Source organism: Epilithonimonas lactis, assembly GCF_900110605.1.
GTDB lineage: Bacteria > Bacteroidota > Bacteroidia > Flavobacteriales > Weeksellaceae > Epilithonimonas > Epilithonimonas lactis.
This window is the reverse complement of record NZ_FOFI01000001.1, coordinates 26890-39283: the sequence shown is the minus strand read 5'-3', so window position 1 is coordinate 39283 and position 12394 is coordinate 26890. Positions and strand designations below refer to the sequence as shown.

Below are 12394 nucleotides of genomic sequence, written 5' to 3'. Positions count from 1 at the left end.
ACACAATAAGAACCACATTGTCCGTAATTAAGATGCGGTACAAATGAGATACAAACTTACAACAAAAATCGATTAAAATCAACTATTAAAAAAAAATACAAAAACAAAAAAAATCGCTGTAAACATTACGTTTACAGCGATTTGCTATTTTATTTCAATCGATATTAATCGATGATAATTGCTATTTATTTGACTTCTTCGAAATCTGCATCCTGAACATCTTCTGCTCCGCTTGCATTTCCTTGACCTTGTTGAGCGCCTGAATCAGCACCTTGACCTTGTGCATACATTTCTTCTGATGCTGCCATCCAAGCTGCGTCTAAAGCTTCGGTTTTAGCTTTTACATCGTCACCGTTTTTAGCTTCGAAAGCGGTTTTCAATTCTGCGTGAGCAGTTTCGATGGCTGCTTTTTTGTCAGCAGACAATTTATCACCGAATTCTTTCAATTGCTTTTCAGTTTGGAAGATCAATCCGTCAGCTTTGTTGAAAACCTCAACTTCTTCTTTTCTCTTCGCATCTGCTGCAGAGTTTTCCTGAGCTTCTTTTTTCATTCTTTCGATTTCCTCGTCAGAAAGTCCAGAAGATGCCTGGATCTTGATAGATTGCTCTTTTCCAGTTCCTTTATCTTTAGCAGAAACGCTCAAGATTCCGTTTGCATCGATATCGAAAGTCACTTCGATCTGAGGAACACCTCTTTGTGCTGGTGGAATATCTGTCAAATCAAATCTACCGATCTCTTTGTTATCGTTGAACATTGGTCTTTCACCTTGTCCTACTCTGATGCTTACAGCTGGCTGGTTGTCAGAAGCTGTAGAGAATACTTCAGATTTTTTAGTTGGGATGGTTGTGTTCGCTTCAATCAATTTAGTGAAAACAGATCCCATAGTTTCGATACCTAAAGAAAGTGGCGTAACGTCTAACAAAAGAACGTCTGTCACATCTCCAGTCAAAACGCCACCTTGAATCGCTGCACCAATTGCTACAACCTCATCGGGATTTACACCTTTTGAAGGTTTTTTACCGAAGAATTTCTCAACTTCTTCCTGGATAATTGGGATTCTTGTAGAACCACCAACCAAGATCACTTCGTCGATATCTGAGATAGAAAGACCTGCATCAGAAAGCGCTTTTTTACAAGGCTCCATAGAACGTCTTACCAAGTCAGCAGATAATTGCTCGAATTTAGCTTTAGTCAAAGTCTTCACCAAGTGTTTAGGACCTGTAGCTGTAGCTGTGATATATGGGAGGTTGATTTCAGTCTGAGGAGAAGAAGACAATTCGATTTTTGCTTTTTCAGCAGCTTCTTTCAATCTTTGTAATGCAATCGCATCACCTTTAAGATCTACACCTTCGTCAGATTTGAATTCGTCTGCCATCCAGTTGATGATCACATCATCAAAGTCATCACCACCTAAGTGTGTGTCACCATTTGTAGACAATACTTCGAAAACGCCGTCTCCTAGATCTAGGATTGAAACGTCAAAAGTACCACCACCTAAATCGTAAACTGCGATTTTCTGGTCTTTGTGAGATTTGTCCATTCCATAAGCCAAAGCTGCTGCTGTAGGCTCGTTGATGATTCTTTCTACTTTAAGACCAGCGATCTCTCCTGCTTCTTTAGTAGCTTGTCTTTGAGCATCGTTGAAGTAAGCCGGAACAGTGATCACCGCTCTTGTTACTTCTTGTCCAAGATAATCTTCAGCCGTTTTCTTCATTTTCTGAAGGATCATTGCAGAGATTTCTTGTGGCGTATATTCTCTGTCGTCGATTTTTACTTTTACAGTATCGTTTGGTCCGCTTACCACTGCGTAAGGCACTCTTGAAACTTCAGAAGCGTCATCTTTGAAATGTGTTCCGATGAATCTTTTGATAGAATATACAGTTTTTGTAGGGTTTGTAACTGCTTGTCTTTTTGCAGGATCTCCTACTTTTCTTTCGCCATCTTCTATGAACGCTACGATAGAAGGCGTCGTTCTTTTTCCTTCTGCATTAGGGATAACTACAGCATCTTTACCTTCCATTACTGCAACGCAAGAGTTGGTTGTACCTAAGTCAATTCCGATTATTTTACTCATTTTTTTATATGTTATTTTTTGTTATTATTAATATTTACAATGACCAATTCTCAATATTTGTACCACGTCAAAAAAAGTGACAAATTGTCATTAACCAAAAAAAACTCCGCCTATCGACAGAGTTTTAGATTTATAATTGTAATTGAATTATTTCTTGATAAACTTCAATGATTTCACAAAACCACTTTCATTGTAAGTTCTCACATAGTAAGTTCCCAAAGGAAGTTGTTTTACATCAATTTTGTCAGTTTCGTTTTTCACGTTTGCTTTTTTGACCAATTTTCCATCAGCCGCAAAGATCTCAACTTCATTAATCTTAACCAATGGTGAAGCGATAGAAATATAATTAACCGCAGGATTTGGGAATAAATTAATAGAATTAGATTTTTCCACATCATCAACTGCTAGAAAAGAACACGCATTAGAATTCAATAAGCTAGCTCTTGGACCAGCCATTGTATTTTGGGTGATGGTTTTTTGGTTGTTTGTAAACATCGCCATTTTATTATCGTTTACATAATCCATATAATTCATAAACATTGAGCCATTGGTAGTTGTGGTACAAGCGTATAGATTTGTTGGGAATGTTGGTGCTCCGTAATAAGGTTCTTTAGTTGCCGGCGTATCCGCACATCCATCATTACCTGCAGCAGTACCACAAGAGTTCTCCTCGTCTCCCCAGATGTGATTGAGTCCAAAATAATGCCCGATCTCGTGTGTTGCCGTTCTACCTTTATTATATGGAGACACTACCGTTCCGGTCGTTCCAAAATATTTGTAACCAATCGCAAGTCCATCATCTGTACCTCCAGCATTATCCGGAAGATAAGCCCATCCTAGATAGTCTGCGCTGATGTTGCCGACCCAGATGTTCAGATATTTTGTCGTGTCCCAAGATGGCAATCCTGAAGATTTATAATAATTATCATCGAAATTAAAATTGCTGCTTACCGATTTTCTTTCAACTCCGGTTGTTGTGGAACCATCTGGTTTTTTGGTAGCCAAACAGAAAGCCAATTCCATATCCGCGGCAACACCCTGGAAAACAGACGGAACCACTGTACTGAAATCCGCATTGAGTTTTCTGAAATCGTCATTCAAGACTTTGATCTGGGAAGCGATCTGAGCATCCGAAATGTTCATCGCTGTTGTAGAATACAAAACGTGAACAACAATAGGAATTGTGACAACACCTGCTTTTTTTGATTGTGTAAAATCATTGTGAATCAGGTAATCTTTCAAAGCTTCTCTGTTCGCTTGTGCCTGTGGATTTGCAGCAAAAAAAGCCGCCATCTTTTTCTCCGTTCCACAAGTTCTTTGTCCATAAGCGCTCAAGAAAAAAGCGCTTGACAGTAATAGTAAAAATTTCTTCATTTTTTTATAATCAATTAAAAGGGCTGCAAATCTATATTATTTTTTAATATATTTTATAAATATTATTAATTTTTTGAAAATAAATTATCTAATCTTCAATAAAACCTTCTTCCCGATTGATTTAAAAATTAGTTTACAGTTCCGAAACATACCGACACGAAAGAAGATTGTAGTTTTCAAACCCAAATTAATACAATGAATTTTACTACTTTTGAGATAATCAAAAACCCAATAATGCCACAAGAATTTAATCCACGCGACGTCACCTGGCTCGGCTTCAACGCCAGAGTTCTTCAGGAAGCTATGGACAAAAGTGTTCCTATCCATTTGAGAATCCGATTTTTAGGAATATTTTCCAACAATCTGGACGAGTTTTTCCGAGTGAGAGTTGCTGGACTAAAGCGTGCGATGGACTTCAAACAAAAGGTCATCAGCGAATCTTTTTATGATGCGCCATCTAAAATTCTGCAAAAGATAAACAAGCTCGTCATCCACCAACAGGAGGATTTCGACAAAACCTGGAAGGATGTTCAGCGCGAGATGGCGAAGGAAAAGGTTTTCATCAAGGACCACAAGCATCTGACCGCTGCTCAGAAAGAATTCGTGGTCAAATATTTTGACGAGGAAGTGGAAAGTAATGTCATTCCCGTTCTGCTTCACGACAACAAACCAATGCCTTATCTTCGTGAGAAGAGTCTTTTCATCGGCATTGCGATGCGCAGGAAAGAATGGCAGTACGAGAGTCAATATGCCATTATCGAATTGCCAGTGACAGCCAACGGAAGATTTGTCCTGCTTCCGACCGAGAATCCGGAACAAAAAGATGTGATGCTCTTGGAAGATGTCATCATCTATAATCTACCGCACATCTTCTCCTACTTTGGATATGATGATTTTACGGCGCATTGCTTCAAAGTGACAAAAGATGCAGAATTCGACCTGGACAATGACATTAAGACAACACTAGCGGACAAAATCGAAAAAGGAATCAAAAGCAGACGAAAAGGGAAACCGACGCGTTTTGTCTTCGACAAGGAAATCGATAAAGCTTTGTTGGAATTTCTTATCAAAAAACTGAATCTTACCAAGAAAGACAGCATCATTCCCGGACAGAAAATCCACAACTTCCGACATTTCATGGATTTCCCTGATGTCTTCAAAGCTTATCACAAGCCTGTTGAGAGAACTTCTTTCATCCATCCGGAATTTGCCAACAAACAAAGGGTGACAGATGTGATCATCAAAAAAGATGTGTTGCTGACCTTTCCATACCATTCTTATGATTCCGTGATCGATCTATTAAGAGAAGCTGCGATGGATCCGGATGTAAAATCCATTCAGATCACGGCTTACCGCTTGGCATCAAGTTCCAAAATTGTAAATGCTTTAATTAATGCTGTCAGAAACGGAAAAGAAGTCACAGTGATGCTGGAATTGAGAGCTAGATTTGATGAAGAATCCAATCTGATGTGGAAAGACAAACTGGAAATGGAAGGTGTAAAAGTGCTTCTCGGGATTCCCAACAGAAAGGTGCACGCCAAACTTTGTGTCATCAAAAAGAGAGTTCATAATAAAACCATTCAATACGGATTTGTCAGCACAGGAAACTTCAATGAGAAAACGGCCAAGATCTATGGCGACCATCTGGTGATGACATCCAACAGAGCAATAATGGCAGACATCAATAAAATCTTCTCTGCCCTCAACAAACCAAAAGTGGATCCAACCATCACATTGAAAAGTTGCAAAAGCCTGATGGTTTGTCCGGAGTTTATGCGAGAAAAGATCATAGCTCACATCGACAAAGAAATAGAGGAAGCCAAAGCTGGAAGGAAGGCCGAAATGATCATCAAAGTGAATTCCCTGAGTGACAGGACGCTTATCAAAAAATTATATGAAGCTGCAGAAGCAGGTGTAACAACAAAAATGATAGTCCGAGGAATCTATTGCGCTGTGAATCAGAAAGATTTTAAGAAAAAAATCTACGCGATCAGCATTGTGGATGAATATCTGGAGCACGCCAGAGTGATGTACTTCTACAACAAAGGTGCAGAGAATATGTACATCTCCTCCGCCGACTGGATGACGAGAAACTTGGATTACAGGATAGAAGCTGCTACGCCTATCTTGCAAAAAAATCTGAAGAAAGAATTGAAGACACTTTTGGACCTTCAGCTGGAAGATAATGTGAAAGCCAGACTTCTCGACAAAAATATGAGAAATGAATATGTGGAAACGAACAATCCAGTCGAGAAAAGATCACAGATCGAGACTTATAATTATCTCAAAAATCAGAAATACTAAAAATTTAGTTTAAATTTAATCTTTTAATTAAGCTCAAGAAATGATAATCGCCGCTATAGATATAGGAAGTAATGCCGCCCGACTGCTCATCAACGAAGTAAAGGAAACCAACGGCAAAGCAGAATTCACAAAACTGAATCTTCTGAGAATCCCGCTTAGACTGGGTTTTGATGTGTTCAGCAAAGGCGAAATTGGCGCAGAAAGAAAACAAATGGTGATCAAAACAATGACCATTTTCCGCGAATTGATGGAGATCTACAAAGTCGAGCATTACAGAGCCTGCGCTACAAGTGCGATGCGAGATGCGAAAAACGGACAGGAAATCATCGACATTGTAAAAGAACAATCTGACATTAACATCGAGATCATCACGGGCGACGAAGAAGCAACGCTCATCTATGAAAATCACGTTGCAGAAGGTCTGGACAAAGATTTTGCCTATCTCTATGTGGACGTTGGCGGCGGATCTACAGAACTGACTTTCTACGAAAACAACGAGATGCAATACGAGCATTCTTTCAATATTGGAACGATTCGTTTACTGAATGGATTGGTAACGCCAACAATTTGGGACGAGATGAAAGATGAGATCAAAGACAAGATCAAAAGCAAAAAAACAGTGGTCGCGATTGGATCTGGCGGGAACATCAACAAAATCTTCTCGATGAGCAAAACGAAAGACGGAAAACCAATGCCAGTTGCCATGATCAAGAAATATCTGAAAGAGATGGAAAAACTTTCCGTCGAAGAAAGAATGCAGCAATATCAGATCCGGGAAGACCGCGCAGACGTCATCGTTCCAGCCTTGACCATCTTCAACAATGTGATGACCTGGGCAGACATCAAACATATCTATGTTCCGAAGATCTCTGTGGCGGATGGATTGGTGCACAGCATTTACACCAAAGTTACAGAACAAAAATAAGGACTTGCAAGATGCGGAACTTTTGGCTCGACATCAATTATCTTAATGATAACTGTTGATTAACTTTCACTTAAAAACAACGGTAAAACAACCATCAACACAAGTTTTCTTAAACATTAATTAAGATTCATTTAAAGTATCTGGACAGGATTTTATTTCATCTTTACGCCAATCTAAAATAAAAGTAAACATGAAAAACAAATACCTTTTCAGAGGTCTTTTGCCGATTGCTGCGCTGTTTCACGGCCTTGCTTCGGGACAAACTTTGGTTCACTATTGGAACTTCAACAACAATGCTTCCGTTGCGAGCATCACTTCTCCTACTGTCTCATTATTAAATGGTTCTATCTCTGCCATATCTACAGGAACAGGGAACACAGATACTTTCATCGATTTTGCGGGAGGAACCGGACAGAACTTCAACGTAGAAAATTTGAATGCTAGAAACGGAGATCCTTCCGGAACGCATTTAAGATATAATTACCCGATCAATGGGAATGTGCAATTCAATTTGCCAACCACGGGTTACAATAATGTGGTTGTAAAATTCACGACAAGACGATCAGGATCTGGGGCAGGAACACAAACTTGGTCCTATTCTTTGGATGGGACCACTTTCACGCAGTACCAGACCGTCATTTCCCAAGACGCCAATCCGCAACTGATCACTTTTGATCTTTCCACGATCTCAGGTGTTGCCAACAATCCGAATTTTAAACTGAAGGTTGAATTCACCACAGGCGCAGGCGGAAATGTTGGAAACAATAGATTTGATAATTTCACTGTTGATGCGGATCCGATTGGAGGTGTCGATACAACCCCACCTAGTGCGACTTACGCTCCGGCTAATAATGTCAACAATGCTTCCACAACTGTAAATCCAAGCATTACCTTTAATGAAAATGTTAGACTAATTGACAATTCTGCAATCACTGATACCAATGCTCAGAATTTGGTTGAGTTGAGATCAAATAACGCTACGGGAAATACAGTGCCTTTCACCACAACATTTGCCGATAACAAAATTACAGTTATTCCGACTGGTGGTTTGATGCCAAATCAAATTTATTATTTAGCTTTAAAGCCAAATGTAGTTGAGGACACAAGTGACAATGCAATCACAACAAGCACCTCATCTATTTTCACCACCGCCGGAACAAACATTTCTTTGGATAAGAATTTCATTAAGGTCAATGAGAATGCGGGAACGTTAGCATTCAAAATTAATGTCACCAATCCTTCAGCAGCGACTGTAAATTTGGGGGTGAAACCTGCGCCATTCAGTACAGCAGACAGCAGTGACTTCATATTAGCAAATCAAACCATCAGCATAACACCTTCTACGACAAGTGTTACGATAAACATTCCAATTATTGATGACGCTTTGGAGGAACAACAGGCTGAATATTTTGTTTTAAGTTTAGAAAATCCAGTTGGCGCAACTCTTTCTGGTGACGCTTCATCTACAATTTATATCGTTGATAATGACAAACAAGCGCCAGTTGCATCCAAACAAATTGAACTAAATTATTTAGGATTCTTTGATCCTTCTGGCAACAATAATAGTTCTACGGAAATTGTGGTGCACGATCCAACAACTCAAAGACTTTTTACAATCAGTTCTTTGACGGATGTTTTTGATATTATTGATTTCAGTAATCCAACCAGTCCAAGCGTCATCAGAACTGTGAATATGCTTCCTTATGGCGGCATCACAAGTGTGGCTGTGAAAAATGGGATCATTGCCGTAGCTTCACCTAATGCAACCAATGCACAGGAGAATGGCTCTGTCGTTTTCTTTGATATCGATGGTAATTTCATTAAGCAAGTCAATGTTGGCGTTCTGCCAGATATGGTGACCTTCACGCCAGACGGAACGAAAGTGATGACCGCCAACGAAGGCGAACCAAATGATGCGTACACCGTGGATCCGGAAGGTTCTATCAGCATTATCGATATCACGGGAGGAATTCCAAATCTTTTGCAGTCGAATGTGACGACACTTTCTTTGCAGATTTTCAACGGTCAGGAAGCAGCGTTGGCAGCGACTGGCGGTAGAAAAGTAAAATCTACGAGCACTCTAGCGCAAGACTTGGAGCCAGAATATATCGCTATCAGCGCAGATAGCCAAAAAGCCTGGGTTTCTTGTCAAGAAAACAATGCCGTGATCGAGGTCAATTTAGCAACAAAAACCTTGGGTAACATCTGGGGATTGGGACAAAAAGATATGAGTCTCCCAGGAAACGGCTTCGATGCTTCAGATAACAATGGTGAGATCCTGATTGCCAACTGGCCTGTGAAAGCTTACTACAATCCTGATGCAATGGCTTACCTAAAAGTTGGAAATACCAATTACATCGTGACAGCCAACGAAGGTGATGAGAAGGACCTTGGCGGTTTCAGTGAGAGAACGACGGTTGGTGCAAACGGCTATACATTAGACCCATCTATTTTCCCAAATGCTTCTATTCTAAAGGCAACGCACAATCTAGGCAGATTCCGGGTGACAAATGTGAACGGAAATACAGACGGTGATAATGAATTTGAACAAATCAATGCTTTGGGTGCAAGATCATTCTCGATTTTCAATGCCGATTCAAAAGAGATTGTTTACGACAGCGGCGACCAGTTCGAAAGACACATTGCAGCCAATCATCCTTTGATCTTCAATGCAGATAACGAGGCCAATGGTGCTAAAAATCGCAGCCGTGCAAAGGGCCCAGAACCAGAAGGCGTAACACTTGGAACAATTAATGGACAGACTTTCGCATTCGTAACTTTAGAAAGAACAGGCGGCGTAATGGTTTATAATGTGACAGATCCTGGCAATGTGACATTCACAGACTACAAGCATTCCAGAATGACAACGTCCTACGGTGGCGACAATGGTCCAGAAGGCATTACTTACATCGCGCCAGAAAACTCCACGACAGGAAAAGGCTACGTGATTGTTGCCAATGAGATCAGCGGAACTTTGTCCATGTATGAAGTGCTTGTTTCGCCAAGTTTAGCAACAGGTGATGTGAAATCCGAGAAATCGACCTTCAACATTTTCCCGAATCCAGTGAACAAAGGCAATACTTTGTACTTCAACAGAACTCAAGGTTATAAATTGTATGACATGTCCGGAAAATTATTAGGCAAAGAAACCAATGCTTTAACAATTGATACCTCAAAACTTTCTACAGGCGTTTATCTGATCAAGACTTCAGAGGGCGACGTGAAGCGAGTGATTGTGAAATAATCCTTTTTATCTTTAAATTTTCTTTTTTAAGGCCTCGGAACTTTCTGAGGTCTTTTGTTTTGAATAGAATTGAATTAAAATTAATTTTACTTTGAAGGTCAATTTATTATGAAAGTAATTATTATGTAGTAATTTCGTGCGATTTAAAATTTTTATGTAGAAACATACAGATGAGCATTTTAAAAATAGACAGAGTACACTTTCACACATTTGACTCCCTGAGATTCTTATCTTTTCTATTGGTCTTCCTGTACCATTGCTCGATTCCTGAAAGTAACTTTCTACATTACTTTTCCAAGGCTGGCAATATTGGCGTCTCTTTCTTTTTTGTCTTGAGTGGTTTTCTGATCACTTACATATTACTGATTGAGAAGATCAACCATCAAAACAAAGTTCCTCTGAAACGATTTTTCCTGAGACGTATATTACGGATCTGGCCACTGTATTATTTGATGGTCATATTTGCATTTTGTACGCCTTTTATTTTATCGGTTTTAAAACTTCCATCCTCAAATGAAGGCTATTATCCCAATTGGTTTTTCACGATTACATTTCTGGAAAACTATGTCATGATGTACAAAAATATGCTGCCCAATGTTTCGCCGATCAGTGTGATGTGGTCGCTTTGTATCGAAGAGCATTTTTACATTATCTGGGGACTGATTTTCTATTTTATATCATTCAAAAATGTTCCTAGATTGATTGTCATCAGTATTCTGATTTCAGTGGTCTTTAGATTGATCTATGGAAACTATGGCATTTCCTACACCGATATTCTTACCAACATTCATTACTTTGCTTTCGGGGCTTTGCCTGCTTACATCTTTGTTTTCCGCAAAGACATGATCCAGAAACTCGAAAAAATTCCGGCAATCTATAAATACGTGTTCGCTCTTTTCGTTCTGCTAGCTATCGTAGTAACGACGAATTTTTTCATCATCAACAAAAATGTGAGTGCATTTGTTTTCGGCGCCTTATTTTCTATTTTAATTTTAATGACATTGGGCGAAAAGAATGTCTTCAAAATTTCTGACCAGAGCATCTTGGCTTGGTTGGGAAAATATACTTACGGCTTGTATTTGATCCACATCATCTGTGTTCAATTGTTCAATAAGATCGGAGCAAGGTTAGAACTTCATTGGTTTGTGGTGATTCTGTTATCATTCTCTGTAACAGTCGTTTTATCGTATTTGTCCTATCATCTTTTCGAGAAGCAATTCTTAAAACTAAAAAAGAGACACAACAGCGCCGATTCATAATTACCCTACATCAATGCCAGCCAGATCTTGAAGCTGTAAATTTGTTCTAACAAAAATGAGACTATTATGGAATTAGGAATAGGAATGTTCGGAGATGTTTCTTTGGACACAAAAACCGGAAAATATAGAGATGCAAGCGTAAAACTAAACGAGATCCTGGAGCAGGTAAAACTGATGGATGAGGTTGGCTTGGACGTTTTCGCAATGGGCGAACACCACCGTGAAGATTATGCCGTGTCATCACCCGAGATCTTGTTGGCAGCTGCAGCCAGCATTACGAAAAATATCAAATTAGCGAGTGGCGTAACAGTTCTAAGTTCATCCGAACCTGTAAAAGTATATCAGAACTTTTCAACCATTGACCTGATCTCCAAAGGACGCGCCGAGATCTTCGTTGGAAGAGGAAGCTTCATCGAATCTTTTCCTTTGTTTGGTTATGATCTATCAGATTACAATCAACTTTTCGAAGAGAAATTAGACCTGCTATTAAAAATAAATAATGAAGAAAATGTAACGTGGACCGGAAAACTTCGCCCATCGATGGAAAATCAAACCGTTTATCCAAGAGCTTATAATGGAGGCAAATTACCAATCTGGATTGCAGTTGGTGGAACGCCAGAATCTGTTTTGAGAGCCGCGAAACTTGGTTTACCATTGATTGTTGCCATCATCGGCGGAATGCCAAGACAGTTCAAAAACCTCATTGATTTTTACAAACAGGAATATTTGAGAGCGGGACACGACGAAAGCCAAATGCAGATCGCCATCCATTCTCACTCTTTTGTGAGTGATGACCAAAAAGCTATTGATCAATATTTTTTCAATTACAAATCCCAAATGGACAGAATTGGCAGACAACGCGGATGGGCGCCGTACACCAAAGACCAATACGAGGGTGGCCGAAGCAAAGACGGTGCACTCTTCATCGGAAGTCCAAATGAAGTAGCCGACAAAATAGCCGAAATGAAAGAATTATTTGGATTATCGAGATTCATCGGACACATGGATGTGGGTGATCCTGCGCACGATGTGATGATGAAATCGATAGAATTATTCGGCGAGAAAGTAGCGCCGGTAGTGAAATGATCCTTAGACTTTAGAAGTTAGATAAAGCTTTAAAGTTGAAGTTTGAAACAGTAAGAAAAATGATTTAAAAAGAAAAATCCTGAATTAGAAGTTCAGGATTTTTGTTGTTTTAAGTTAAATTTCAGGC

At 39.5% G+C, this 12394-nt stretch carries 7 protein-coding genes; 5 read left to right on the top strand and 2 right to left on the bottom strand.

What is annotated here, in order from left to right:
• Nucleotides 1-185: 185 nt before the first annotated feature.
• Nucleotides 186-2075 carry a molecular chaperone DnaK gene (gene dnaK / locus BMW39_RS00195; protein ID WP_034979885.1) on the bottom strand — a complete coding sequence of 630 codons (1890 nt, stop codon included), beginning with the start codon at nucleotides 2073-2075 and terminating at the stop codon, nucleotides 186-188.
• 147 nt (nucleotides 2076-2222) lie between these two features.
• Nucleotides 2223-3449 (bottom strand): M43 family zinc metalloprotease, encoded by a 1227-nt coding sequence (locus BMW39_RS00190; RefSeq protein ID WP_051880105.1) that lies wholly within the window; start codon nucleotides 3447-3449, stop codon nucleotides 2223-2225.
• Nucleotides 3450-3683: 234 nt separating this feature from the next.
• Here BMW39_RS00190 and ppk1 point away from each other — a divergent pair, with 234 nt between their 5' ends.
• From ppk1 to BMW39_RS00165, 5 genes are all read left to right on the top strand, one after another.
• The gene (gene ppk1, locus BMW39_RS00185) at nucleotides 3684-5753 is read left to right on the top strand and encodes a polyphosphate kinase 1 (RefSeq protein ID WP_034979907.1); all 2070 of its coding nucleotides are present in this window, start codon (nucleotides 3684-3686) and stop codon (nucleotides 5751-5753) included.
• 40 nt (nucleotides 5754-5793) lie between these two features.
• Nucleotides 5794-6678 carry a Ppx/GppA phosphatase family protein gene (locus BMW39_RS00180; protein ID WP_034979882.1) on the top strand — a complete coding sequence of 295 codons (885 nt, stop codon included), beginning with the start codon at nucleotides 5794-5796 and terminating at the stop codon, nucleotides 6676-6678.
• A gap of 190 nt (nucleotides 6679-6868) precedes the next feature.
• Nucleotides 6869-9922, top strand: coding sequence for a choice-of-anchor I family protein (locus BMW39_RS00175; RefSeq protein WP_034979879.1), 3054 nt, complete (start codon nucleotides 6869-6871; stop codon nucleotides 9920-9922).
• A 170-nt stretch (nucleotides 9923-10092) separates the two neighbouring features.
• Complete coding sequence (locus BMW39_RS00170; RefSeq protein ID WP_034979876.1) at nucleotides 10093-11181, top strand: acyltransferase family protein; 1089 nt, start codon at nucleotides 10093-10095, stop codon at nucleotides 11179-11181.
• A 66-nt stretch (nucleotides 11182-11247) separates the two neighbouring features.
• Nucleotides 11248-12267, top strand: a complete 1020-nt coding sequence (locus BMW39_RS00165; RefSeq protein ID WP_034979874.1) for an LLM class flavin-dependent oxidoreductase — start codon at nucleotides 11248-11250, stop codon at nucleotides 12265-12267.
• Nucleotides 12268-12394: the final 127 nt, after the last annotated feature.

Excerpts from the sequence above, each read along its gene's own strand:
- dnaK (WP_034979885.1), bottom strand. The coding sequence starts at position 2,075 with ATGAGTAAAATAATCGGAATTGACTTAGGTACAACCAACTCTTGCGTT.
- BMW39_RS00190 (WP_051880105.1), bottom strand. The coding sequence starts at position 3,449 with ATGAAGAAATTTTTACTATTACTGTCAAGCGCTTTTTTCTTGAGCGCT.
- ppk1 (WP_034979907.1), top strand. The coding sequence starts at position 3,684 with ATGCCACAAGAATTTAATCCACGCGACGTCACCTGGCTCGGCTTCAAC.
- BMW39_RS00180 (WP_034979882.1), top strand. The coding sequence starts at position 5,794 with ATGATAATCGCCGCTATAGATATAGGAAGTAATGCCGCCCGACTGCTC.
- BMW39_RS00175 (WP_034979879.1), top strand. The coding sequence starts at position 6,869 with ATGAAAAACAAATACCTTTTCAGAGGTCTTTTGCCGATTGCTGCGCTG.
- BMW39_RS00170 (WP_034979876.1), top strand. The coding sequence starts at position 10,093 with ATGAGCATTTTAAAAATAGACAGAGTACACTTTCACACATTTGACTCC.
- BMW39_RS00165 (WP_034979874.1), top strand. The coding sequence starts at position 11,248 with ATGGAATTAGGAATAGGAATGTTCGGAGATGTTTCTTTGGACACAAAA.